General features: G+C 68.9%; 20 protein-coding genes. 14 read left to right on the top strand and 6 right to left on the bottom strand.

Annotated features, from left to right (window positions below; all coding sequences use genetic code 11):
* Nucleotides 1-82: 82 nt before the first annotated feature.
* Together ACTT2I_RS18565 and ACTT2I_RS18560 are read right to left on the bottom strand one after the other, a co-directional pair.
* Entirely contained in the window at nucleotides 83-721 is a 639-nt protein-coding gene (locus ACTT2I_RS18565) for a hypothetical protein (RefSeq protein WP_088434849.1), read from the bottom strand.
* A gap of 92 nt (nucleotides 722-813) precedes the next feature.
* A complete protein-coding gene (locus ACTT2I_RS18560; protein WP_088434850.1) occupies nucleotides 814-1437 on the bottom strand; it encodes a DUF938 domain-containing protein in 624 nt (207 codons plus the stop codon).
* A gap of 144 nt (nucleotides 1438-1581) precedes the next feature.
* Here ACTT2I_RS18560 and ACTT2I_RS18555 point away from each other — a divergent pair, with 144 nt between their 5' ends.
* From ACTT2I_RS18555 to ACTT2I_RS18515, 9 genes are all read left to right on the top strand, one after another.
* Nucleotides 1582-3210, top strand: coding sequence for a TldD/PmbA family protein (locus ACTT2I_RS18555; RefSeq protein WP_443096740.1), 1629 nt, complete (start codon nucleotides 1582-1584; stop codon nucleotides 3208-3210).
* A gap of 131 nt (nucleotides 3211-3341) precedes the next feature.
* Nucleotides 3342-4976: a TldD/PmbA family protein gene (locus ACTT2I_RS18550; RefSeq protein ID WP_421100066.1), complete on the top strand. Its 1635-nt coding sequence runs from the start codon at nucleotides 3342-3344 to the stop codon at nucleotides 4974-4976.
* A 20-nt stretch (nucleotides 4977-4996) separates the two neighbouring features.
* Entirely contained in the window at nucleotides 4997-6331 is a 1335-nt protein-coding gene (locus tag ACTT2I_RS18545) for a TldD/PmbA family protein (protein WP_070473830.1), read from the top strand.
* A gap of 67 nt (nucleotides 6332-6398) precedes the next feature.
* On the top strand, nucleotides 6399-7100 hold the full coding sequence (locus tag ACTT2I_RS18540) for a DUF4159 domain-containing protein (protein WP_421100065.1): 702 nt from the start codon (nucleotides 6399-6401) through the stop codon (nucleotides 7098-7100).
* 61 nt (nucleotides 7101-7161) lie between these two features.
* Complete coding sequence (locus ACTT2I_RS18535; protein ID WP_088434853.1) at nucleotides 7162-8145, top strand: AAA family ATPase; 984 nt, start codon at nucleotides 7162-7164, stop codon at nucleotides 8143-8145.
* A gap of 10 nt (nucleotides 8146-8155) precedes the next feature.
* Complete coding sequence (locus ACTT2I_RS18530; protein ID WP_421100064.1) at nucleotides 8156-9052, top strand: DUF58 domain-containing protein; 897 nt, start codon at nucleotides 8156-8158, stop codon at nucleotides 9050-9052.
* On the top strand, nucleotides 9049-10167 hold the full coding sequence (locus tag ACTT2I_RS18525) for a BatA domain-containing protein (protein ID WP_421100063.1): 1119 nt from the start codon (nucleotides 9049-9051) through the stop codon (nucleotides 10165-10167). The genes ACTT2I_RS18530 and ACTT2I_RS18525 overlap by 4 nt, the downstream gene beginning before the upstream one ends.
* Nucleotides 10164-12329, top strand: a complete 2166-nt coding sequence (locus ACTT2I_RS18520; RefSeq protein ID WP_443096739.1) for a hypothetical protein — start codon at nucleotides 10164-10166, stop codon at nucleotides 12327-12329. Before ACTT2I_RS18525 ends, ACTT2I_RS18520 begins: the two co-directional genes overlap by 4 nt.
* Nucleotides 12326-14155, top strand: a complete 1830-nt coding sequence (locus tag ACTT2I_RS18515) for a hypothetical protein (protein ID WP_443096738.1) — start codon at nucleotides 12326-12328, stop codon at nucleotides 14153-14155. The genes ACTT2I_RS18520 and ACTT2I_RS18515 overlap by 4 nt, the downstream gene beginning before the upstream one ends.
* Nucleotides 14156-14185: 30 nt before the next feature.
* Here ACTT2I_RS18515 and ACTT2I_RS18510 read toward each other — a convergent pair whose 3' ends face one another.
* Entirely contained in the window at nucleotides 14186-14653 is a 468-nt protein-coding gene (locus ACTT2I_RS18510) for a hypothetical protein (RefSeq protein WP_421100060.1), read from the bottom strand.
* Between the two features lie 186 nt (nucleotides 14654-14839).
* Here ACTT2I_RS18510 and ACTT2I_RS18505 point away from each other — a divergent pair, with 186 nt between their 5' ends.
* The 3 genes from ACTT2I_RS18505 to ACTT2I_RS18495 are packed head-to-tail and all read left to right on the top strand — an operon-like array spanning nucleotide 14840 to nucleotide 18807.
* Nucleotides 14840-17320: a DEAD/DEAH box helicase gene (locus ACTT2I_RS18505; RefSeq protein WP_421100059.1), complete on the top strand. Its 2481-nt coding sequence runs from the start codon at nucleotides 14840-14842 to the stop codon at nucleotides 17318-17320.
* Nucleotides 17317-18423 carry a ribonuclease H-like domain-containing protein gene (locus tag ACTT2I_RS18500; RefSeq protein WP_421100058.1) on the top strand — a complete coding sequence of 369 codons (1107 nt, stop codon included), beginning with the start codon at nucleotides 17317-17319 and terminating at the stop codon, nucleotides 18421-18423. Before ACTT2I_RS18505 ends, ACTT2I_RS18500 begins: the two co-directional genes overlap by 4 nt.
* Nucleotides 18424-18471: 48 nt before the next feature.
* Nucleotides 18472-18807, top strand: coding sequence for an I78 family peptidase inhibitor (locus tag ACTT2I_RS18495; RefSeq protein WP_088434859.1), 336 nt, complete (start codon nucleotides 18472-18474; stop codon nucleotides 18805-18807).
* A gap of 51 nt (nucleotides 18808-18858) precedes the next feature.
* On the opposite strand, the gene ACTT2I_RS18490 is transcribed toward ACTT2I_RS18495, so the two are convergent.
* Both ACTT2I_RS18490 and ACTT2I_RS18485 read right to left on the bottom strand, forming a co-directional pair.
* A complete protein-coding gene (locus ACTT2I_RS18490; protein ID WP_421100057.1) occupies nucleotides 18859-20673 on the bottom strand; it encodes a M56 family metallopeptidase in 1815 nt (604 codons plus the stop codon).
* A 15-nt stretch (nucleotides 20674-20688) separates the two neighbouring features.
* Nucleotides 20689-21075 carry a BlaI/MecI/CopY family transcriptional regulator gene (locus ACTT2I_RS18485; protein ID WP_088435345.1) on the bottom strand — a complete coding sequence of 129 codons (387 nt, stop codon included), beginning with the start codon at nucleotides 21073-21075 and terminating at the stop codon, nucleotides 20689-20691.
* 220 nt (nucleotides 21076-21295) lie between these two features.
* On the opposite strand from ACTT2I_RS18485, the gene ACTT2I_RS18480 reads away from it, so the two are divergent.
* Nucleotides 21296-22441 carry a serine hydrolase domain-containing protein gene (locus ACTT2I_RS18480; protein ID WP_421100056.1) on the top strand — a complete coding sequence of 382 codons (1146 nt, stop codon included), beginning with the start codon at nucleotides 21296-21298 and terminating at the stop codon, nucleotides 22439-22441.
* Here ACTT2I_RS18480 and ACTT2I_RS18475 read toward each other — a convergent pair.
* Nucleotides 22398-23519: an SDR family oxidoreductase gene (locus ACTT2I_RS18475; RefSeq protein ID WP_421100055.1), complete on the bottom strand. Its 1122-nt coding sequence runs from the start codon at nucleotides 23517-23519 to the stop codon at nucleotides 22398-22400. The genes ACTT2I_RS18480 and ACTT2I_RS18475 overlap by 44 nt on opposite strands.
* Before the next feature lie 207 nt (nucleotides 23520-23726).
* Here ACTT2I_RS18475 and ACTT2I_RS18470 point away from each other — a divergent pair, with 207 nt between their 5' ends.
* Nucleotides 23727-24068, top strand: a complete 342-nt coding sequence (locus ACTT2I_RS18470) for a hypothetical protein (RefSeq protein ID WP_088435343.1) — start codon at nucleotides 23727-23729, stop codon at nucleotides 24066-24068.

The raw sequence follows: 24068 nt of genomic DNA, 5'->3' as shown, positions 1-24068 counted from the left end.
ATGGTCGAAGCCGGCGCCTGCACGGCGATCAGGGCCTGTCCGCCGGCGCGGCCAGGCCCGCAGGATCACGCGAGCACAGGGCTCACGGCCAGGTCGGCGGCTTTTCCGCCCATGCCTGCTGGACTTCAGCCAGGGTGCTGCGTTCGCTGTCACGCCAGCCCGGCAGCAACGCCGCATAACCCTCGGTCCCGCTCCACTGCTGCGGCTCGGTGCGCACCGCTGCGGCATACCACTGCACCGCGTCGTTCTTGCGGCCCAGCGTCCACAGGGCCAGCGCGTAGGTCGGCGGTACCCACGACGGGTTGCCCCGCATCCCGCTCTGGGCCGTGGTCCACTGCGCCAATGCCGCCTCGGCTTCGCCCAGGCGGAACAGATCCCAGCCGTAGTTCCAGCGCACCGAACGGGCCTGCACCGAACTGGCGGCCGCGGTGGTCGCCGCCTGCTCGTACAGGCTGCGCCCCAGTTCCGGCCGCCCCTGCGCGATCGCCACGCCGGCCAGTTGTACGGTCGCCTCGAGCGCCTTGCGGCCGCGCTCGCGCTGTTTCATCAACTGGTCGACCAGATCCCCACTACTGCCCGCCACCACCACCATCGGCGTGGCGGCCGCGTCCGTGTCGAAGTAGAACTCCTGCACTGCCGGCAGCGATTGCGCCGACACGTTGAACACACAAGCCCCCACAGCCAGCATCACGCCGGCCAGCATCTGTCTTGCAACTGCCATGCAAACTCCCCCAGGTTGTCACAACAACCTCCCCTCCTGATCCTAACCGCAGCGTGCGTCCGGCACCAAGCGCCGCCGACCGGCGGTCCGGCCTATGGGGCCCGCCGCCACACCCGCAGGCGGTTGTTGGCCGGCATCGCCGCGTCCTCGACCAGCTTCAGCCCCACCGCGGCCGCCAACGCATCCACCGCCTCGGCATCACGGATGCCAGACGCCGGATCGCGCGCCTTCAGCCACGCATCGAACTGGCGGTTGCTGTCGCTGCTGTACGCGCCTTGGGCGTTGAACGGACCATACACACAGAGCACGGCGTCATCCGTCATGACCGCCGGCACCCCGGCGAACAGCGCCTGGACGTGGGCCCAGCTCATGATGTGCAGGGTGTTGGCGCTGAACACCGCATCGAAGGCCAATGGCGCCGCCGGCAGCGGGCCCAGCCCGGGCGTGGGGGACAGCACGGCCTGCAGCGGCCACGGCGCCGGCGCATTGGGCAGGCCGGCCGCCTGCAGCCGCTCGGCGATGCCGGGCAGGTGGTCCGGATGGTCGCTGGCCTGCCACTGCAGGTGCGGCAGGGCCGCTGCGAAGTACTCGGCGTGCTGGCCGGTTCCGCTGCCGATCTCCAGTACCCGGTGGCGGTCGGCGAGGTGGCGCTGCAGCACTGCCAGGATCGGCGCACGGTTGCGGTCGCAGGCCTCGGACCAGCGTATCTGGCTCATCGGAATGTCACATCGGCGGGGAATCGATGTCCATCCAACCATGACCGCAGTCACTTGTGCCACTGTGCGATGCCACCGAAAGTCGAAGACTTGTCCAACGCCGGCCGGCTGCGCGCCGCCGGCCGTCCTTGGGGGATGTGAGCTGTGCAACGTCGTGAGTTTCTAGCGCTGTCTGGAATGGGCCTGGCGGGCCTGGTACTGCCGCATGGCCGGCTGATCGCCGCCGAGCAGCTGCTCGAACCGGGTGATGTGGGCCGCCGCAAGGCTCTGGCCGAGGCCGCGCTCGCCGCCGCCAAGCGCGCCGGTGCCAGCTACTGCGATGTGCGCATCGGCCGTTACCTCAACCAGGCGATCATCACCCGCGAGGCCAACGTCCAGAACGTCACCAACAGCGAATCCTCGGGCATCGGCATCCGGGTGATCGTCAATGGCGCCTGGGGCTTTGCCGCCACCCACCAGCAGACCCCGGCCGCGGTGCTGGCCACGGTCGAGCAGGCCGCGGCGATCGCCCGCGCCAATGCCGGCATCCAGACCCGCCCGGTGCAGCTGGCGCCGGTGACCGGCGTGGGTGACGTGAGCTGGAAGACCCCGATCCGCAAGAACGCGATGGCGGTGCCGATCAAGGACAAGGTCGACATGCTGCTGTCGCTGAACGCCGCTGCGCTCAATGCCGGCGCCGATTTCATCAACTCCACCCTGTTCCTGGTCAACGAGCAGAAGTTCTTCGCCTCCAGCGACGGCTCCTTCATCGACCAGGACGTGCACCGGATCTGGCTGCCGTTCACCGCCACCGCGATCGACAAGGCCAGCGGCAAGTTCCGCACGCGCGCCGGGCTGTCCTCGCCGATGGGCATGGGCTACGAATTCCTGGATGGCGACGCGCGCGGCAAGATCGCGCTGCCGGGCGGCGTGGTCGCCTACCGCGACTCCTACGACCCGGTCGAAGATGCCATCGCCGCGGCCCGCCAGGCCCGCGAGAAGCTCAAGGCGCCCTCGGTCAAGCCGGGCAAGTACGATCTGGTGCTGGACCCGTCCAACCTGTTCCTGACCATCCATGAGAACGTCGGTCACCCGCTGGAGCTGGACCGCGTGCTCGGCTACGAGGCCAACTACGCCGGCACCAGCTTCGCCACGCTGGACAAGCGTGATGCGGGCTTCCGCTGGGGCAGCGACATCGTCAACTTCTTCGCCGACAAGACCGCCCCGGGCAGCCTCGGCGCGGTGGGCTACGACGATGAAGGCGTGAAAACCAAGCGCTGGGACCTGGTCAAGGACGGCATCCTGGTCAACTACCAGGCCACCCGCGATGAAGTACACATCCTTGGTGAAAAGGAATCGCACGGCTGCAGCTACGCCGATTCGTGGTCCAGCGTGCAGTTCCAGCGCATGGCCAACGTGTCGCTGGCGCCGGGCAAGGCTCCGCTGAGCGTGGCCGAGATGATCAGGAACGTGGAGAACGGCATCTACATCCACGGCCGCGGCTCGTACTCGATCGACCAGCAGCGCTTCAACGCGCAGTTCGGCGGCCAGCTGTACTACCAGATCAAGAACGGCGAGATCACCGGCATGGTCGAGGATGCCGCTTACCAGATCCGCACGCCGGAGTTCTGGAATGCCTGCAGCGCGATCTGCGATGAGCGCGATTTCCGCTTCGGCGGCTCGTTCTTCGATGGCAAGGGCCAGCCGGGCCAGGTCTCGGCGGTCTCGCATGGCTCGTCGACCACGCGTTTCGATGGCATCAACATCATCAACACCGCACGCAGCCTGGGATGAGCCTGGCCCCGCTCCGTGCCGAATGTCACTACCGCGGCGCCCGTACGGCCGCAAGAATCGGCTGTGCCGCCGCGGCGGTCCCCTGATGTCGCTGTTTCCCTGCCACCCCCACACCGACGTGGAGAGCTGCCTTGCAAAGACGTGACTTTCTCGCCCTGACCGGGCTTACCGCTGGCGGACTGATCGTGCCGTCGTTCTTCGGCAAGGTCATTGCCGCCGAACAACTGCAGAGCGCGCTCGATCCGGCGCTGAAAAAGCGCCTGGCCGACGCCGCCCTGGCCGCTGCGCGCCAGGCCGGCGCGACCTACTGCGATGTGCGCATCGGTCGCTACCTGCGCCAGTACGTGATCACCCGCGAGGACAAGGTCCAGAACGTGGTGAACACCGAATCGACCGGTGTGGGCATCCGCGTGATCGTCAACGGTGCCTGGGGCTTTGCCGCCACCAACCAGCTTGGCACCACCGATGTGGCCCGCGCCGCACAGCAGGCCGCGGCGATCGCCAAGGCCAACGCCGGTGTGCAGACCGCCCCGGTGCAGCTGGCTGCCGCGCCGGGCGTGGGTGAAGTCTCCTGGCGCACGCCGATCCGCAAGAACGCGATGGATGTGCCGATCAAGGAAAAGGTCGAGCTGCTGCTGGACGTCAATGCAGGCGCGATGGGCGCCGGCGCCAGCTTCGTCAACTCGATGCTGTTCCTGGTCAACGAACAGAAGTACTTCGCCTCCACCGATGGCTCCTACATCGACCAGGACGTGCACCGCATCTGGGCACCGATGACGGTCACCGCCATCGACAAGAGCACCGGCAAGTTCCGCACCCGCTCCGGGCTGTCCTCGCCGATGGGCCTGGGCTACGAGTACCTCGATGGCGTCGGCACCGGCAAGGCGGTCTCGCCCAACGGTGTGATCAACTACCGCAACTCCTACGACATGAAGGCCGATGCGATCGCCGCGGCCAAGCAGGCGCAGGAGAAGCTCAAGGCACCGTCGGTGAAGCCGGGCAAGTACGACCTGATCCTGGATCCCTCGCACACCTGGCTGACCATCCACGAATCGGTCGGCCATCCGCTGGAACTGGACCGCGTGCTCGGCTACGAAGCCAACTACGCCGGCACCAGCTTCGCCACGCTGGACAAACGCGAGCAGCATTTCCAGTACGGCAGCGACAAGGTCAACATCTTCGCCGACAAGACCCAGCCGGGCAGCCTCGGCGCGGTCGGCTACGACGATGAAGGCGTCAAGACCAAGCGCTGGGACCTGATCAGCGAAGGCAAGCTGGTGGATTACCAGACCATCCGCGACCAGGCCCACATCCTCGGCAAGACCGAGTCCGATGGTTGCTGCTATGCCGATTCGTGGTCCAGCGTGCAGTTCCAGCGCATGGCCAACGTGTCCATGGCACCGGGCAAGACCAAGCTGAGCGTGGCCGACATGATCAAGGACGTCGAGAACGGCATCTACATCATCGGCGACGGCTCGTTCTCCATCGATCAGCAGCGTTACAACGCGCAGTTCGGTGGCCAGCTGTTCTATGAAATCAAGAACGGCCAGATCACCCGCATGCTCGAGGACGTGGCCTACCAGATCCGCACGCCGGAGTTCTGGAATGCCTGCACCGCCGTGGCCGATGAAAGCGACTACCGCCTTGGCGGCTCGTTCTTCGACGGCAAGGGCCAGCCCGGCCAGGTCTCGGCGGTCTCGCACGGTTCGTCCACCGCGCGCTTCAACGGCATCAACGTCATCAACACCGCGCGCAGCCTCGGCTGACCGGTCAGGAGCCCCAATCCATGAGTATCTTCACCGAAGCCCAGGCCAAGGCCATCCTCGACAAGGTCATCGCGCTCTCCAAGGCCGATGAGTGCACCGCCGTGCTGGCAGGCTCGATCGACGGCAACATCCGTTTCGCGCTGAACAATGTTTCCACCAGCGGCATCGTCGACAACACCGAACTGGCCGTGACGGTCGCCTTCGGCAAGCGCGTGGGCACCGCTTCGATCAACGAGTTCGACGATGCCGCGCTGGAACGCGTGGTGCGCCGTGCCGAAGATCTGGCCCGCCTGGCCCCGGAAAACCCGGAGTTCCTGCCGGCGATCGGCAAGCAGACCTACCGGCCCAGCCCGACCTTCAGCGAATCCACCGCGGCCATCGACCCGGCCTTCCGCGCCAAGGTCGCCGCCGACTCGATCGCGCCGTGCCGTGGCAACGGCCTGATCGCGGCCGGCTTCCTGGAAGACGGCCAGAGCTTCCAGGCGACCGCCAACAGCAACGGCAACTTCGGTTACCAGCGCGGCACCAACTTCGATTACACCTGCACCGTGCGCACCGAAGATGGCCGCGGCTCGGGCTGGGTCGGTCGCAACCTCAAGGATGCCGCCGATTTCAAGGCCGACCAGGACATCCGCATCGCCATGCGCAAGGCCACTGAATCGGCCGAAGCCAAGGCGCTGGAGCCGGGCAAGTACACGGTGATCCTGGAGCCGGCGGCCGCGGCCGGCCTGATCAGCTTCATGATGAACTTCTTCGATGCGCGCTCGGCCGATGAAGGCCGCAGCTTCCTGTCCAGGAAGGGCGGCGGCAACAAGCTGGGCGAGCAGGTCTACGACCCGCGCGTGACCATGGTCGCCGACCCGTGGCATCCCGAGGCCGCCGTGCTGCCGTGGGACAACGAAGGCCAGCCGCGCGAGAAGCTGGACATCATCAAGGACGGCAAGATCGCCAACCTCAACTACTCCCGCTTCTGGGCGCAGAAGCAGGGCAAGACCGCCAACGCGCGGCCGGGCAACCTGCTGATGTCCGGCGGCGACAAGAGCACGGCCGAGCTGGTCCGTGGCACCCAGAAGGGCATCCTGGTCACGCGCACCTGGTACATCCGCATGGTCGATCCGCAGACCGTGCTGCTGACCGGCCTGACCCGCGATGGCACCTTCTACATCGAGAACGGCCAGATCAAGCACCCGGTGAAGAACTTCCGCTTCAACGAGTCGCCGGTGATCATGCTCAACAACATCGAAGAGCTGGGCAAGCCGGTGCGTGTGGCCGGTGACGAATCCAGCCTGGTGATGATGATCCCGCCGATGAAGCTGCGCGATTTTACCTTCACCTCGTTGTCCGACGCGGTCTGATGAACGGTCGTGACGGCCACTGGCCGTCTCTTCGTCTGGCCGGTCGCTTCCGGGAACGTGCGCGGCGATGAACCGTGCACAGTTCCTGCGCCTGATGCTGGGCAGTGCCGCGTTCGCGGCCCTGCCCACACCGGCGCGCGCCCAGGCCGGGCGATACGATTTCTGGTTCACCCGCCTCAAATACGACTCCGGGGACTGGGACGTGGACGCGCGCATGCCGTCCAACGTGATCACCTCGCTGATCGATTACACATCCCTGCGCGTGGACCCGACCGAGCACGTGATCGCGCTGTCCGATCCACGCATGCTGGAGGCGCCATTCTGCTACCTGGCCGGGCACAAGCTGGTCGAGTTCAACGCGGCCGAGCGGCAGAACTTCGTGCGCTATGTGCGCAATGGCGGCTTCGTGTTTGTCGATGACTGCAACCACGATATCGACGGCCTGTTCGCCACTTCCTTCGAAGCGCAGATGGCCAAGCTCTTTGGGCCCAAGGCGCTGAAGAAGCTACCCAACAACCACGCGCTGTACCGCAGTTTCTTCCGCTTTCCCGAGGGCCCGCCGGCCACCGGGTTCGAACTCAATGGCTGGGGCGATGATCTGGTCCACGATTACCTCAAGGGCATCGAGATCGATGGCCGCCTCGGTGTGCTCTACAGCAACAAGGATTACGGGTGCGAGTGGGACTACGACTGGCGCAACAAGCGCTTTTTGGCCGAAGACAACACCCGTTTCGCGGTCAACATCGTGATGTATGCCCTGAACAGCTGACGTTTTTCCTGCATTTCCAGCCACGCATGGCGTGGCTCTACGCCGATCCTGCGAGTGCCTTATGACGACCGACAGCCTTGATGCCCTTCTTCCCAAACTGCAGCAGTTGCGCGGCGCGCTGGCCCAGGCGGTGGTCGGCCAGCATGCGGTGGTGGAGCAGCTGCTGATCGGCCTGCTGGCCGGCGGCCACTGCCTGCTCGAGGGCGCGCCCGGGCTGGGCAAGACCCTGCTGGTGCGCTCGCTTGGCCAGGCACTGGAGCTGCAGTTCCGGCGTGTGCAGTTCACCCCCGATCTGATGCCCAGCGACATCCTCGGTACCGAGCTGCTGGAAGAGGACCACGGCACCGGGCACCGTCACTTCCGGTTCCAGAAGGGCCCGATCTTCACCAACCTGCTGCTGGCCGACGAGCTCAACCGCACCCCGCCCAAGACCCAGGCCGCACTGCTGGAGGCGATGCAGGAACGCACCGTCAGCTACGCGGGCACCACCTATGCGTTGCCGGCACCGTTCTTCGTGCTGGCCACGCAGAACCCGATCGAGCAGGCCGGTACCTACCCCTTGCCGGAAGCCCAGCTGGACCGCTTCCTGCTGCACGTGCGGGTGGACTACCCCACCGAGCAGGAGGAGCGCGACATCCTGCTGCAGACCACCGGCAGCGCCAGTGGCAGCGTGCCCAAGGTGATGGAGGCCGACGAGGTGCTGGCCCTGCAGGCCGCCGTGCGCGAGGTCCACATCAGCGAAGACGTACTTACCTGGATCACCCGCCTGGTGCGTGCCAGCCGCCCTGGCAACGATGCACCGGCGGCGGTGAACCAGTGGATCAAGTGGGGCGCCGGCCCGCGTGCCGGGCAGTCGCTGGTGCTGGCGGCCAAGGCGCGTGCGTTGCTGCAGGGGCGCTTCGCCGCCACCCGCGAGGACGTGCAGGCGCTGGCGGCACCGGTGATGCGTCACCGCCTGCTGCTGTCCTTCGCTGCCGAGGCCGAGCAGAAGAGCGCCGACGACGTGGTCGCCGCGCTGCTGCAGGCCGTGCCGTTCCCGGGTTGATCCACACGCCGTGAGCCGCAACGCACCGATCGCGATCCCCGCTGATGTCCGCAGCCGCCTGAAGGCGCTGCGGCTGCTGCCGCGCCGCGCGCGTGGCGCGCATGGGATCGGCCAGCACGCCAGCCGCAGCCGCGGTGCCGGGCTGGAGTTCGCGCAGTACCGCGCCTACGAACCCGGCGATGAACTGCGTCAGATCGACTGGAAGCTCTACGCGCGCTCGGACCGCTTCTTCGTGCGCGAATCCGAGCGCGAGAGCCCGATCACGACCTGGGTGCTGATCGATGCGAGCGCCTCGGCGCGGCAGCGCGATCGTGCACGGCCGGAGTGGTCGCGCCTGGACCATCTCTGCGCCACCGCAGCCTGCCTGGTCGAACTGGCCCTGCAGCAAAGCGACCGCTTCGGCGTCATCGTCGTCAGCGGCGAGGGCGTGCAACTGGTGCCCGCCGGGCACGGCCCGCGCCAGCGCGACCGCGTGCACCTGCTGCTGCGCCAAGTGCACGCGAATGGCGCGTGGCCGCCGGTCACCGCGCTGGCCCCGGTCTGGGAGCGGGTACAGGCCGGCGATCTGCTGGTCGCGCTGGGCGACGGTTTCGACGAAGGCGGCACCGTGCTGCTGGAGCGGCTGGCCGCCGCGCGCCGCGAGGTGCTGCACCTGCAGGTACTGACCGCGGAAGAGCGCGATTTCCCGTTCACCGAGGGTCACCGCTTCCGCGATCCGGAAACGGGGGAAGAAGTGCTGGGCGATGGCCGTGCGATCCGCGAGGAGTATCTGGCTCGCTTCGACGCCGCCCAGCGCGCGCTGCAGGCGCGACTGCAGAGCAGCGGCATCGTGCACGCTACCGGTTATCTCGACCAGCCGCTGGATCAGCCGCTGCGTGCGCTGCTCGGCGCCGGAGGCGGCGCGTGAGCCTGCTGTTTCCGCTCGGGCTGCTGGCACTGGCCGCATGGCTGGTGCCGCTGCTGATCCACCTGGCGCGGCGTCACCAGTACGCGCCCCTCGACTTCGCCGCCCTGCGTTGGCTGCGGGCCCGGATCCGGCCGCGCCAGAAGATCCGTTTCGACGAGTGGCCGCTGCTGCTGGTGCGGCTGCTGCTGCTCGCCGCGCTGGCCCTGTTGCTGGCAAGGCCGGTGCTGCACGGTGGCGCGGCCGATACCCATGCGGTCACGGTGGTGGCCCCCGGTCTGGACGGCGCGGCCCTGCGTGGCCAGGACGCCAAAGGCGACTGGCGATGGCTGGCACCGGGCTTCCCGGCGCTGGCCGACGGCACCCCGGCGCCCCCGCAACCGCTGGCCAGCCTGCTGCGCGAGCTGGATCAGCGCCTGCCCGCCGGTGCACCGCTGACGGTGTACGTGCCCGACCCGATGACCGGGCTCGATGGCGAACGCCCGCGTCTGTCGCGTAGCGTGACCTGGCGGCCGATGCCGATGGCGCCGACCGGCGCGCGCACGGCGGCGCTGCCTGTGCTGCAGCTCGGTGGCGAGATCGCTGAAGGCGAGCAGCGCGTGCTGGCCGCGTTCCAGCGCGCGTGGTCCAACCAGGCGTTGTCTCCCGCACGGGGTGCCGGTACCGCCCCGGGCGCCGGCCAGATCGGCGTGTGGCTCGCCGCTGCGCCGCTGCCTGATGCCTGGCAGGCGTGGGTGCACCAGGGTGGCAGCGCACTGGTCGCGCCGGGTGCTGCTGGGGCCGGTTGGACGCCAGCCCTGCGCGATGCCGGCGGCGCGGTGGTGCTGGAACAGCGGTTCGAGGGCAGTGGTCGCCTGCTGCGTTTCACTGCACCGCTGACGCCGACGGCGCTGCCGGTGTTGCGCGATCCCGGTTTCCCGCGTCAGCTGCTGGCCGTCGTCGCCGCACCCGCTCCGCCCACGCTTGCAGCCGCGGCGACACAGCAGCCGTTGCGCGGTGGCGCCACACCGCTTCCGCTGCCACGTGAGCTGACCCTCTGGCTGTTGGCGCTGATCGTGCTGCTGTTCGCGCTGGAACGGGCGATGGCGACCTCGCCACGCCGGGGGCCAGGCGCATGAACGCGGCCATCCAGCACGCCTGGCAGCGCGCGCGCCGGCGCCAGTGGTGGATCACCACCCTGCTCGCAGTGCCGGTTGCGTTGGCGGTCAGCGCGGTGGCGTGGCGGGTGGCCGGGTTCAACGCGGGCAGCCTGGTCCTGTTGCTGACGTTGCTGGTCAGCGTCGGCGTGGCGACCTGGCGCGCACGTCGTCTGGATCGCCGATGGCTGGTCCGCCGGTTGGACGACCACCCGGTCGCGCAGGACAGCGCCGACCTGCTGTTCGCCCTGCCGGAGACATTGAACCGGTTGCAGCAGCGGCAGCGCACGCATGTCGCCGCCGCCCTGCAGGCGCGCATGCCCGAACTGCGGCCGCGCTGGCCTGGCCGGTGGCTGCTGGCCTCCGTAATCACCTCGCTGCTGGTGATGGCGCTTGCGCTGGGCTGGCCACGCGGCCAGAACGGGGCGCCCCTGTTCCCGGGCGCGGCGGCACCGCCGGCCACACCCGCGCAGCCACCGCAGCTGCGCTCCACCCGGCTGGAGATCACCGCCCCGGCCTACACCGGACAGGCCGCGCACGTGCAGAGCGCGCTGGACGGCAAGGTCCCGCAGGACAGTCGACTGCACTGGTCGCTGCGCTTTTCGGCGCAACCGCAGACCGCTGCGCTGCAGTTCCACGATGGCCAGCGCATCGCGCTGCAACGCGACGGCGACCACTGGACCGCGCAGTGGAGCGCGACACGCCCGGCGTTGTACCGCGTGGTCACCGAGCCTGCCCTGCGCGACACCCGGCTGTACCGGCTCGATGTGGTGCCCGATCGCCCGCCGGTGGTACGCGTGATCGCTCCCGACCGCAGTCTTGTGCTGGGCACGCCCGGGCAGCGCCAGTGGCCGCTGCAGTTCGAGGCCACCGACGACTACGGCGTGGTCGCCACGGCACAGTTGAAGGTCACTCTGGCCCAGGGCAGCGGTGAGAACATCACCTTCCGCGAGCAGACCTTCAGCCTGTCCGGTACCGGGCCGGCGACGCAACGACGTTTCGCGCGCACGCTGGATCTCGCCGCGCTGGGCGCCACCGAAGGCAACGATGTGATCGCGCAGCTGACCGTGCGCGATACCCACACACCTACTGCGCAGAGCGCCCAGAGCAGCAGCGTGATCCTGCGCCTGCCGAGCGCTGCGGAAATCCAGGGCACCGACCTGGAGGGCATGGTCAAGAAGACCCTGCCGGCGTACTTCCGCAGCCAGCGCCAGATCATCATCGACGCCGAAGCGCTGATCAAAGAGCGCCGCCAGCTGCCGGCAGAGGAGTTCATCAAACGCGCCGATGCGATCGGCGTGGACCAGCGCATCCTGCGCCTGCGCTATGGCCAGTTCCTCGGCGAGGAGAGCGAAGGTGGGGCCAAGCCGCCGCCGACCAGCGATGTCCTGCCGACCAGTGACACACCGGCCAGCACGAACGACGCCGAGCATGATCACGATGGCGACCATGCGCAGGCGCAGGCCGGCCATGATGATCACGACCACGGCGCGCCGACCGACGGCAACGCTGCGGTGTTCGGCAGCGCCAGCGACGTGCTCTCCGAATACGGCCACACCCACGATCACGCCGAGGCTGCCACCCTGCTGGATCCCAAGACGCGCGCCACGCTGAAGGCAGCGCTGGATCAGATGTGGTCGTCGGAAGGCGAGCTGCGCCAGGGCCAGCCCGAGCGCGCCCTGCCCTACGCCTACAAGGCGCTGGGTTTCATCAAGGAAGTGCAGCAGGCCGAGCGCATCTACCTGGCGCGGGTCGGCCCGGAGCTCCCACCGATCGACGAGGGGCGACGCATGACCGGCGATCGCGCCGACCTGGCCAGCCGCACGTTGCCACTGCGTGCGCTGGACGCACCCGACCAGGCCATCGTGCAGGTCTGGCAGCAGTTTGCCGATCCCGCCAGCGCGCCGGATCTGGACGCACTGACCCAGTGGCTGCGGCGCAATGAAGCCCGCCTGCCGGACCCGCTGAGTCTGGCCGCCGCCATCGAAACACTGCGCATCACCCCGGACTGCGCCGACTGCCATCAGGCCCTGCGTGCGCAGCTGTGGCGTGCGCTGCTGCGGCCGCTGCCGCAGGTCCCCCGGCGCAACGCACCCGATGCGATGGGTCAGCGCTATCTGGATGCGTTGGAGGCCACACCATGAGCGAACCGCGCTGGATCCTGATCGCGCTGCTCGCGGTGTTGGCGCTGGCCAGTGCGCGCCTGTGCTGGCAGCAATGGCGTGGACCGACACGGGCGCGCGGCGTGTTCGCCGGCCTGCTGTTGATGCAGGCTGCGGTGACCGTCCTGCTCTATCTGACCCTGGTGCCGCCGCTGCAGCGTGTGGCTGGTGGTCAACTGACCGTGCTGACTGCCGCGGCCGATCAGGTGCGCTGGTCGGCGGTACCGGGCGAAACCGTGGTTGCGCTGCCGGAAGCGACGAAGGTGACCGACGCGCTCGCGGCACCGGACCTGGCCAGCGTGCTGCGCCAGCATCCGGGTACCCCTTCCCTTCGGCTGATCGGCGATGGTCTGTCCGCCCGCGATCGCGATGTCGCGCTGCCCCGTGGCGTGCGCATCGAATCGCCCAACGCGCCGCAGGGCTGGATCGCGCTGCAGCCGCCGGCGGTCACTGCGCCTGGGGCGGTGTTCACCGTCAGCGCGCGTGCGCAGGGCGTGCCAAGCGCGCGCGCCGAACTAGTGGATCCCGCCGGTGTGGTCATCGACAGGGCCACGCCAGACGCCGATGGGCGGGTGCAGCTCAGCGGCGTGGCCCGCGTTGCCGGGCAGAGCGTGTTCGGCCTGCGCCTGCTCGACGCCGAGCCACATGTGATCGATACGCTTGCCGTGCCCGTGGACACCGCCGCCGCCGCGACGCCTCGCCTGTTGATACTGGCCGGTGCACCCGGTCCGGAGTTCAAGTATCTGCGCCGCTGGGCCACCGATGCCGGGCTGCGGGTACAGGCGCAGGCCAACACGGGCGGTGGCGTGTCACTTGGCGATGCACCGATCGCGCTGACCGCTGCCAGCTTGGCCGGGACCGATGTGGTGCTGCTGGATGAGCGCAGCCTGGCCGGGCTGTCGGCGACGCAACGCAGCGCGCTGCAGCAGGCGATCCGCGGTGGGTTGGGCGTGCTCGTCCGCACCAGCGGCCCGCTCAACGACAGCGCGCGCCAGGCGCTGCGCGGCTGGGGGATGCCCATCAGCGGCAACAACCAGACCGCCCCCCTGACGCTGCCGGCCGACGCCGATGCCGCGCTGCTGCAGGCACGCCGGGGTCCCCAGCGGCCCGCGTCGGACACCACGGCCTACATCGAAGAAGCCGACGCCGCCTCGCATCAGGCCAGCGTCCCGGTATTGGAGCGGCTGGGCGTGGCAGTCAACGACGCGACACCGCTGCTGCACGATGACAAGGGCAATGCGATCGGCGGTTATCGCCCGCTGGGCCGGGGCCGTGTTGCGCTGCTGCCGGTCACCGACAGCTATCGACTGGTCCTGGCCGGTCGCGACGATCGCCACGCCGAGCTGTGGAGCGGCGTACTGGCCAGCGTGGCACGCCCACTTCCCGCCGCAGATGCACCACGCGTCGACACCGACACCCCGTGGGCCGGCGAGCGCGTAGCGCTGTGCCAGCTGCGCGAGCCTGCACAGGTGCGCGCACCGGATGGCGCGCTCAGCGCGCTGCGCATCGATCCGGCCAGCGGTTCGGAACGCTGCGCCGGCTACTGGCCGATGCAGGCCGGCTGGCATCAGCTGCAGCAGGGTGAGAACCGCCACGCGTTCTACGTGTTCGATCCGGCCACTGCGCGCTCGCTGCATCGCCAACAGCTGCGGGAAGCCACCGCACAGCGTCTGGCGGTGGGCACCGCAGCACCGTCGGCCGGCGTGATCGAAACGCCGGGGCCGCGTTGGCCCTGGCTGCTCGCCTTCGTGCTGGCGGCCGGGCTGCTGTGGTGGCTGGAACGGCGACGGGTGGCAAGGCCCGCTTGACGGTCGATGGAGCGATGCTGCCCTGCCCGCTCAGCGCTCCGGCGGTGCCGGGCATCCCCCCTGCTGCACACACACTTCCTGCGCCCGGCGCTGCTCGTCGTCGGTCAACTCCGGCGGGGGGCGGGCGGTCGCGGACTGGATCTGGTCGGGTCCACCGGTGAGCTTGTTCACGCCCTGCGCCGCGGCGGCCAGCCCCTTGTTGATGCCCATCATCAGATAGCCGCCGCTCATGCTGACCTGCTCCGGCGAGGGCGGTTCGCTCCAGGTGCGGCTGAACCGGTTCGGCTGTACCTGCACCGGATTCTTGAAGCGGTACAGATCCAGCGGCTCGTCGTCGGGTTTGAGCGCCCGCACCTCGCCCAGCGTGGTGACATCCTCCTGCGCCGGCGCGGGCGGCGGGTCCACGGGTTCGAGTGGCGCGGCCTGCTGTGCCTGCGCGGCCGCGGCCAGCAGCAGGCCGGCCAGCAGCGCTGCACCTTGATGTCCACGTAATGCCACAGCGACTCCATCCGTGTTGGTTGCGGGCTGGCCTCAAGGATACGGAGGCCGGCGTCAGGTTTCGTTGATGGCAGCTGTCCAGACAGCACGGGCAGGCACTGAACCATTCACCCGCGCGCATCGCGATGTCTCAGACATTGAGACGCCGTCATGTTTCCATAGCGTCCTTTGCAGACCGTTGTGACCATGGCATACGAACTCGCCAAGCGTACCGAAGACGCCGAGCGCCGCCTCGCCACCACCGAAGGGCTGCCTTCGCGCGATGGTGCGCTGCTGACCGCGCGCCTGCAGCGCCGCTACCACGACCGCATCACCGGCAGCTTCACGATTCCCGCCCGCGAGGGCCAGTACGCACCGATCCCGGCCGATGTGCCGGCCGCGCTGGTCAATGCGTTGAAGGCGCGTGGCATCGAGCAGCTGTACAGCCACCAGGCGCAGGCCTGGGAGGCCAGCCAGCGCGGCGAACACGTGGCCATCGTGACCCCGACCGCCAGCGGCAAGTCGCTGTGCTACACCCTGCCGGTGGTCAGCGCGGCGATGCAGGGCAAGGCCAAGGCGCTGTACCTGTTCCCGACCAAGGCGCTGGCCCAGGACCAGGTGGCCGAGCTGCTGGAGCTCAACCGCGCCGGCGATCTGGGCGTGAAAGCCTTCACCTTCGATGGCGATACCCCCGGCGATGCGCGCCAGGCGATCCGGCTGCACGGCGACATCGTGGTCTCCAACCCGGACATGCTGCACCAGGCGATCCTGCCGCATCACACCAAGTGGGCGCAGTTCTTCGAGAACCTGCGCTACGTGGTGATCGATGAAGTGCACACCTACCGCGGTGTGTTCGGCAGCCACGTCACCAACGTGCTGCGCCGGCTCAAGCGGATCTGCGCGTTCTACGGCGTGGAGCCGCAGTTCATCCTGTGCTCGGCCACCATCGGCAACCCGCAGGCACATGCGCAGGCGTTGATCGAAGCGCCGGTCACCGCGATCACCGAATCCGGTGCGCCCAGCGGGCCCAAGCACGTGCTGTTGTGGAACCCGCCGGTGGTCAATGCCGATCTCGGCCTGCGCGCCTCGGCGCGCTCGCAGAGCAACCGCATCGCCCGCATCGCGATCAAATCCGGGTTGAAGACGCTGATCTTCGCGCAGAGCCGGTTGATGGTCGAAGTGCTGACCAAATACCTCAAGGACATCTTTGACCACGACCCGCGCAAGCCAGCCCGGATCCGCGCCTACCGCGGCGGCTACCTGCCGACCGAGCGGCGCGAAACCGAGCGGGCGATGCGTGCCGGGCACATCGACGGCATCGTCAGCACCTCGGCGCTGGAGCTGGGCGTGGATATCGGCAGCCTGGACGTGGTGATCCTCAACGGCTACCCGGGCAGCGTCGCCGCGACCTGGCAGCGCTTCGGCCGCGCCGGACGCCGCCAGCAGCCCGCACTCGGGGTGATGGTGGCCAGTTCGCAACCGCTGGACCAGTACGTGGTGCGCCATCCGGATTTCTTCGCCGAGGCCTCGCCCGAGCATGCGCGCATCGCACCGGACCAGCCGCTGATCCTGTTCGATCACATCCGCTGCGCTGCCTTCGAACTGCCGTTCCTGGCCGGCGATCCGTTCGGGCCGATCGATCCGCTGGTGTTCCTGGAAGCCCTGGCCGAAACCGAGGTGATCCATCGCGAAGGCGACCGCTGGGAGTGGATCGCCGACAGCTACCCGGCCAACGCGGTCAGCCTGCGCTCGGTAGCCGATGGCAACTTCGTGGTGGTGGACCGCAGCGACGGCAAGCAGCAGATCATCGCCGAGGTGGATTACTCCGCCGCCGCGCTGACGCTATACGAAGGTGCCATCCACATGGTGCAGTCCACCCCGTACCAGGTGGAGCGGCTGGACTGGGAAGGCCGCAAGGCCTACGTCACCCGTACCCACGTGGACTACTACACCGACAGCATCGACTTCACCAAGCTCAAGGTGCTGGACCGCTTCGATGGCTGCATCGCCGGGCGCGGCGATTCGCACCACGGCGAGGTGCACGTGGTGCGCCGCGTGGCCGGCTACAAGAAGATCCGCTATTACACCCACGAAAACATCGGCTACGGCCCGGTCAACCTGCCCGACCAGGAGCTGCACACCACGGCGGTGTGGTGGCAGTTGCCGCAGGCGCTGCTGCTGACCGCGTTCGACAGCAAGCAGGAAGCGCTGGATGGCTTCCTCGGCGCGGCCTATGCGCTGCACATCGTCGCCACCGTGGCGGTGATGGCCGATGCGCGCGACCTGCAGAAGGCGGTCGGCAATGGCGATGGCGCGTGGTTCGCGGTGGCCGACCAGAGTGGCCGCGGGCAGCTGCGGGGTGCCGAGTTCGATGCCAGCGCGATCGAGCTGCAGCAGCAGTTCGTGCCGACGGTGTACCTGTACGACAACTTCCCCGGCGGTGTGGGCCTGAGCGAGCCGCTGTGGCTGCGCCAGGCCGAGCTGCTGCTGCGGGCGCGCGAGCTGGTGCAGGGCTGCGACTGCAAGGCCGGGTGCCCCGCCTGTGTCGGCCCAGTGCTGGCCGGGCAGGAAGACGATGCCACCACGCCCAAGGCATTGGCGCTGAAGGTGCTGGATCTGTTCGACAGCGCGGCGCTGCCATCTGCCGCCGGGCGTGAGCGCCAGAGCGCCGAGGTGGTCGCCTCGTGAGCCTGAGCCTGGACAAGCTGCGCCTGCTGCGCCGGCAGGCCGGTGATGCGACGCCGGCGCCGGCCCGTGATCCGTCCATCGCCACTGCGGGCCGATCCGATGCGGGTGACACCGGCGTTACCGGCGACGCGGGCACCGTTCCCCTTCCGCCCGCCGCCAACGACGCCCGTGCGCGCACGCCTGCGCCCCCCTCCGTCTTTGGCTGGGTGGAGCAGGAGATCCGCCACAAACCGACCGGTGCCGCCGCGCGCGATACCGCACCGGCCGCGCCGGCGCCCCCGGCGCCTGCGCTGCGCAAGCCCGAGATCGGTGGCCTGCGCCGGCTGCTCGGCCTGCGCGAGCGTGGCACCAGCGCCGCCCACCCGCGCGAGAACGCCAAGGACCGCCATGTGCCGGGCGAGGAAATCGCGCCGGGCCTGTTCCTGATTGAATCATTCGTCGCGCAGGCCATTCCGACCGAGCCGCTGTCGCTGGCCTTCGCCAAGCGCGACGGCGAGCACGTGCAGCCGCAGGACCTGCTGTTCTTCGATACCGAAACCACCGGCCTGGCCGGCGGCACCGGCACCCGCGCCTTCATGATCGGCGCGGCGGACTGGCACAGCCATCCCGAACGCGGCGATGGCCTGCGCATCCGCCAGCTGCTGATGACCACGATGGCCGCCGAAACCGCGATGCTGCGCGAATTCGCCGGGTGGCTGCAGCCGAGCACGGTGTTCTCCAGCTACAACGGGCGCTGCTACGACGCCCCGCTGCTCAAGACCCGCTATCGGCTGGCCCGGCAGCGCTGCCCGATCACCCCGCTGGACCACGTCGACCTGCTGTTCCCGACCCGCCGCCGCTATCGCGGCACCTGGGAGAACTGCCGGCTGGCCACGATCGAGCGCCAGCTGCTGCAGATCGTGCGCGAAGACGACCTGCCCGGCTCGGAAGCCCCGGCTGCGTGGTTGAACTACCTGCGCGGCGGCAGTGCGGTGAACCTGCGCCGGGTGGCCGAGCATAACCACCAGGACGTGGTGACCCTGGCGCTGTTGATGCGGCGGCTGGTGGCCGAAGAACAGCGCGACCGGGAGACCTTGGCGCTGCAGGCCATTGACGCGGTGTAAAGGCCGGCCAACGGACACTGCGGGTCCTTACCGTGGGAGGACCACCGCATGCGTCTGAACCTTCTGTTCGCCCTGGGCTGCGCCCTGCCGCTGGCCGCCTGCAGTCATCCCGGCAAGACGGCGGGAACACCCGCCGACAGCCCGACCTCGACCGCCCCACCCGCGGTGGCGGGCAGTGCCTCGCAGTGCGACCCGGAAAAGCTCACCGGCCTGACCGGCCAGACCGCCACCGAGGCAGTCATCCAGAAAGCAGTGAAGGACAGCGGTGCCCGCAATGCCCGCGTGCTCAAGCCGGGCATGGCGATGACCATGGATTTCCGCGAAGACCGGCTCAGTATCGAAGTCGACGCGCAGAACAGGATCGTGCGCGCCAACTGCGGGTGATTCATTGGAACCGGCGGCCTGCGATGCGGGCCGCCTTGATTGGCGTGCCGGTCAGTTGCGCACGCGCTGGGCCTTGCCACTGGCCAGCGCCTGATCGATGGCGGTGCGCACTTCCCGCACGGCACGCGCCGAGGCCACACTCTGCTGCTGCGCCAGACGTGCCTGCTCCTTGCCCAGCTCGGCCTGCTCACGCGCCACCAGCGAGATCTGCCGGGCATCCACGGCCTTGGCCGAGGCGGTACGTGCCTCGCGTGCGGCCCGACTGGCAGCAGCTGCAGCGGCGCGTGACTCGCGGGCACCCTGGCGCGCCGCCCGGTCAGCTTCGACAGCGGCGTCGAGGCCGGCCTCGCGGATAGCCTTGCTGACCACTCCACTGATATCCACCGAGGCCATTGCATCGGCCGTGATCTGCAGCGATGCCGCCGCGATCTGTTGGCCGATCACCGCTTGGCGGTTGCCCAGCGCGGCCTGTGCCGTGCCCAGCGCGGCGACCTGCGTCTGGGCCTGCCCCAGCGCCTTGAGCACGGCGGGATCGCGGATCAGATAGCGGTCCTGGCCCCGGCGCACCCACAGGGCCGGTTGATCGCTGCCAGCATCGCGCCGCGCTTGTTTGAGATCAGCGACGGAGGCATCGACGAAACTGCTCTCGCCACCGATCAACACGAAGGCCTGCGCGGGTTGGCGCGAGAGGCTGAGCTGACCGTGGGTCACAAAGCTCGCGTCGTCATCCAGGTCCTTGGGGGGCTCGGGTGCACGCGGTGCTGCCGGAGCCTTCGGGGGTTGCGGGGCGGATACCGGCGGCGGCAACGGTTCACGTGCCGGCGCCGGTGGGGCGGGCGGGATGGGCGCGAGCGGTGCCTGGGGTGCCGGCGGCGGCGGCGGTGCAGCCACCAGCCGCAGCGGGGCCACGCCAACCACCACGAACAGCGCAGTGATCGCCAGCGACACCACCCGCGGCATGCTGCGGGTCTGCTGCAGGGTGAGCAGGCGGCGCTTGAGGCTGCGCAGGTTCGGCGAGGCGCTGGCCACGCCCACCGCAGGACGCGGCGCCACACCGAGCTGCACCAGCAGGCGGCCGTAGTCATGGCGGCAATGATCATGCCCGGCCACGACGGCACCATCGCAGGCTTCTTCGCGGGCCAACGCATATTCGCGCGCCGCCACATGCACCAGCGGATGGAAGAAGAACAGATGCTGCGACAACGCCGGCAGCAGGCCCCACCACAGGTCGCGACGCTGCAGATGGATCAGCTCATGGGTCAGCGCCATGTCCAGATCGTCCGCCGACATCGCCGGCAGCTCGCGCGCCGGCAGCAGCAGCACGGGCCGCCACGGGCCGATCAACTGCGGCGAACGGATCTGCGCGGAGAGTTTGAGGCGCGGCGCGCGGCGCAGGCCATGGGCTTCGGCAGCCAGCTGCAATGCCTGCTGCAGCCCGGCGTCGGTGCACTCGGTGGCGCTGCGCACCAGCGCGCGGCTGGCGCGGTAGCCACGCAGGCTGTGCGCCACCATCAACAGCACGCCGGCGACCCACAAGGCCAGCAGCAGCGAGGGCCAGGACCACGCCATCGTCGCCGCATCGACCGCAGCCGGCGCGTAGGCGACCGGCGCCGCCTGCGCGGCGGCATCGAACGCGGGCAACGCCATCGCCGGTGCCGTCATGGTGGCGGGTGCGGGCAGCACGGCCAACTCCAGCGGGCTGCTCCACACCAGGCCCAGTACCGCCTGCGCGGCCACCAGCCACCACAGGCGGCAGCGGGTGGCGGCCGGCAACTGCGGCAGCAGCCGGCATACGCCCCACACCAGCGCCACCAGCACCGCGCTCTGCACGCTGGTCCAGCCCAGCCGCATCAACAGCTCACTCATCATCGTGTCCATGGCTCAGCCCTCCCGCTTGCGTGACTGCAACTGTGCGACCAGCGCTTCCAGCTCGGCCAGTTCCTGATCGCTGACATCCACCTTGTGCGACATGAAGGCGACGAACGGCGAGACCGAGCCCTGCAGCGTCTTCTCCACGAAGCTGGCCACGGCGCCCTGCACCACGCTGTCCTGGCCGCTGGTGGTGGCATAGCGGTACACGCCGTCCACCTGCTTGCGGCTCAGATACGACTTGGCGCGCAGGCGCTCCATCATGGTCAGCACGGTCGAACGTGCCAACCCGCGCGGCTCGCCGAACCCGGCGGCGACTTCCCCGACACTGGGGCGGTCCTGCTCCGCGATGTATTGCAGCAGGGCCAGCTCCTGGTCCCCGATGGTCTTGCCGCGCATGGCGCACTCCCTATGACTACACGTGTCGCCACCGTGCCAGTGACTACAGATGTCGTCAAGTGCCGGAGGGCGCGCGCCGACGAACGGTAGGCACCGCGCCACCGCCACGCCGTGCGCCTTGAACCTGCGCCTTAAACCTTTTCGCCCCAGCCCGCATCCAAGCCTTCGAGCTGCGGCATTGCGCCCTGGCATCGCGCCCTCTTCGCCAAGGACCCGCCGCATGCGTTCCACCCGTCGCGTGATCATGATCGTCGCCCTGTTGCTCCCGCTGGGCGTGCACGCGCATGCCGGCGACGTGGATACGGCCAACCAACAGACCCGGCAGTTCATCGGCCAGACCATGGAGACGCTGCGTATTCCCGGCCTGCAGATCGCCGTGGTCAAGGATGGGAAGGTGGTGCTGTCCGAAAGCCACGGTCTGGCCAATGTCGAGAACACGCTGCCCGCCACGCGCACCACGCGTTTCCCGCTCAACTCGGCCACAAAGTCCTTCACCGGGGTGGCCGTGATGCAACTGGCCGAAGCAGGCAAGGTCGATCTGGATGCACCGGTCTCGGCCTATCTCGCCGATCTGCCCGAGGCCTGGCGCGGTGTTCGAGTCCGGCAGTTACTGGCGCATACCTCGGGGTTGCCGGACATCCTGGATGCGCAGGGGCTGCTGGGCGGAAGCACCGAGCAGGCCGCGTGGGCGGCCGTGACCCAGCTGCCGGTGGAGGCCGTCCCCGGTGCACGCTTCACCTACAACCAGACCAACTATGTGCTGCTCGCGCGGATCATCGCCGCGCAATCGGCGATGCCCTATGACCGGTACGTGGCCACGCGCCAGTTCGATGTGGCCGGGATGCCGTCCACCACCTTCGGCGACAGCTACGATCTGATCGCCAACAGCGCCACGATCTACAGCTGGTTCCCGCGCCGCACCGATGCGCCGGATGCGACCCCGCGGCTTTCGCACTGGTTCTACGATATGACCCCGGGGCTGTGGGCCGGCGGTGGCATGCTGACCACTGCCGACGACGTCGCGCAGTGGCTGGTCGCGCTGTCCGGCAATCGCCTGATCAACGCTGGCAGCGCCCGCCGGATGTGGACACCGGAACGGCTCAACGATGGCAGCGACAGCGCCTGGGGCGATGGCTGGGCGGTGCTGCAGAGCGGCCCTGATCGCCGGGTGGCCGGCATGGGCGGCGCGCGCTCGGCGTTCATCGTCTACCCCGACCAGAGGCTGGCCATCGTGGTGCTGACCAACCTGGTCGGGGCCAACCCGCAGAACTTCATTCCGCGGATTGCCGCGTTCTACGGCGCCCGTGCGCCGGTCCCGGCGCTCAGCCGCGCGGCCCGCCCATCACCGGCAGGATCACGCCGCTGATGTAGCTGGCGGTGATCGGCGAGGCGAGGAATACATAGGCCGGGGAGAGCTCTTCGGGCTGCGCCGGTCGGCCCATGTCGCTGTCCTGACCGAACTCGGCCACATCGGGGGCCTTCTTGTCGGCTGGATTCAGCGGGGTCCATACCGGGCCGGGAGCCACCGCGTTGACGCGGATCCCGCGCGGCAGCAGCTGGCTGGCCAGCGCCTTGGTGAAGGCATGGATCGCGCCCTTGGTCGCCGAATAGTCCACCAGCGACTTGCTGCCGAACAGGCCGGTTTCCGAGCCGGTGTTGATGATGCTGGCGCCCTCGCCCAGATGCGGCAGCACCGCGCGCGCCATCTGGATGTAACCGCCGATGTTGGTCTGCAGGGTTTCCTGCAGATGGTCGTCCTCAAGGTCTTCCAGGCGGTCGCAGTGCAGCTGGAAGGCGGCGTTGTTGACCAGGATGTCGACCCCGCCGAATGCCTTGACCACCTGCTTGACCGCCTTGTTGCAGAACGCCGGGTCGCGCACGTCGCCGGCGATCACCACGCAGCGGGCGCCTTCCTTCTCGACGTGCTCGCGGGTGAGCTGCGCGTCCTTCTTTTCATCCAGATGCAGCACGGCAACGTCCGCACCTTCGCGGGCGAACAGCACCGCCACGGCGCGGCCGATACCGGAGTCGGCGCCGGTGATGATGGCGCGCTTGCCCTTGAGCTTGCCGCTGCCCTGGTAATCCGGCGCGAGGAAGCGCGGGGCCAACTGCATCTCGTGCTCGTAGCCGGGTTTGGCCAGCTGTTCGGCAGGCATTTTCTCCGGCTGGCGACGCGTGCCGGCCTGGGTGGCCTTCTTGGTCGTGGATTTGGCGGCCTTCTTCGCCGCACGCGCGTCCTTCGCCTTTTCCTGGTCCTGCAGACGGCGCTGGCGGGCGGCCACGCGCGCAGCGCGCGGATCGGTGGCGGCCGCCTTGCGGGTGGCGGTTTTGACGACCGGGGTGCGGGTGCGCGGCTCGGTCGCTGCAGCGGTCGCCTCCGCCGGACGGGGACGCTTGCGGGAGGTGGGGGTCTTGGTGGTCTTACGGGTTTTGGCCGTGGCCATGCTCGACTCCTGTTGCCGGATCAGATGCGTGGATCAAACTCGAATGCGCGCCGTATGGGGGGTCCCGTGTCGGCAGTGCGCACCTCCACTATGGTCAACCGGGCGGCCAGGCACGGTGAATGGAGCGTGCCCACACCGTGTAGAGGATTCATCCGCCGCATACGGGCGCCGATGCACCCTGAGCGCAATTCCCATGGAGTGCGTCGCATGCTTCGTTACCTGTCCGCGGCTGTGGCCGTCCTTGCTTTGTCCGCCTGCAGCAGCACCCCCATCGCGCAGGTCCAGCCGATCGACGGCGTCATTTCCGGCCAGTGCCATATCGACAAGGTCCGCGGCGCGACCGGGCTGGCTGCGTCGGCGGCAACCGTTGAAAGGGCGCGCGTGGACAGCGACAGCCTGGAAGTGGTGGTGCTGCGCGGTCAGCGCCAGGAAAGCGGCCCGACCGCCAGCGGCGCGGTGCCATCCACCACCGGTGCGGAAAGCGGTGGCGAGCGGCTGACCATCGAAACCGGCAACACCAACAACATCACCGCGATCTACTGCGGCTGA

The sequence above is a fragment of the Stenotrophomonas sp. PUT21 genome (genome assembly GCF_052232875.1).
Lineage (GTDB): Bacteria > Pseudomonadota > Gammaproteobacteria > Xanthomonadales > Xanthomonadaceae > Stenotrophomonas > Stenotrophomonas maltophilia_N.
This window is presented reverse-complemented; position numbering and strand designations above follow the sequence as displayed.

Bases quoted from the DNA above. Each gene is read 5' to 3' on its own strand.
- ACTT2I_RS18565 (WP_088434849.1), bottom strand. From the start codon at position 721: ATGGCAGTTGCAAGACAGATGCTGGCCGGCGTGATGCTGGCTGTGGGG.
- ACTT2I_RS18560 (WP_088434850.1), bottom strand. From the start codon at position 1,437: ATGAGCCAGATACGCTGGTCCGAGGCCTGCGACCGCAACCGTGCGCCG.
- ACTT2I_RS18545 (WP_070473830.1), top strand. From the start codon at position 4,997: ATGAGTATCTTCACCGAAGCCCAGGCCAAGGCCATCCTCGACAAGGTC.
- ACTT2I_RS18540 (WP_421100065.1), top strand. From the start codon at position 6,399: ATGAACCGTGCACAGTTCCTGCGCCTGATGCTGGGCAGTGCCGCGTTC.
- ACTT2I_RS18535 (WP_088434853.1), top strand. From the start codon at position 7,162: ATGACGACCGACAGCCTTGATGCCCTTCTTCCCAAACTGCAGCAGTTG.
- ACTT2I_RS18520 (WP_443096739.1), top strand. From the start codon at position 10,164: ATGAACGCGGCCATCCAGCACGCCTGGCAGCGCGCGCGCCGGCGCCAG.
- ACTT2I_RS18515 (WP_443096738.1), top strand. From the start codon at position 12,326: ATGAGCGAACCGCGCTGGATCCTGATCGCGCTGCTCGCGGTGTTGGCG.
- ACTT2I_RS18505 (WP_421100059.1), top strand. From the start codon at position 14,840: ATGGCATACGAACTCGCCAAGCGTACCGAAGACGCCGAGCGCCGCCTC.
- ACTT2I_RS18495 (WP_088434859.1), top strand. From the start codon at position 18,472: ATGCGTCTGAACCTTCTGTTCGCCCTGGGCTGCGCCCTGCCGCTGGCC.
- ACTT2I_RS18490 (WP_421100057.1), bottom strand. From the start codon at position 20,673: ATGAGTGAGCTGTTGATGCGGCTGGGCTGGACCAGCGTGCAGAGCGCG.
- ACTT2I_RS18485 (WP_088435345.1), bottom strand. From the start codon at position 21,075: ATGCGCGGCAAGACCATCGGGGACCAGGAGCTGGCCCTGCTGCAATAC.
- ACTT2I_RS18480 (WP_421100056.1), top strand. From the start codon at position 21,296: ATGCGTTCCACCCGTCGCGTGATCATGATCGTCGCCCTGTTGCTCCCG.
- ACTT2I_RS18475 (WP_421100055.1), bottom strand. From the start codon at position 23,519: ATGGCCACGGCCAAAACCCGTAAGACCACCAAGACCCCCACCTCCCGC.
- ACTT2I_RS18470 (WP_088435343.1), top strand. From the start codon at position 23,727: ATGCTTCGTTACCTGTCCGCGGCTGTGGCCGTCCTTGCTTTGTCCGCC.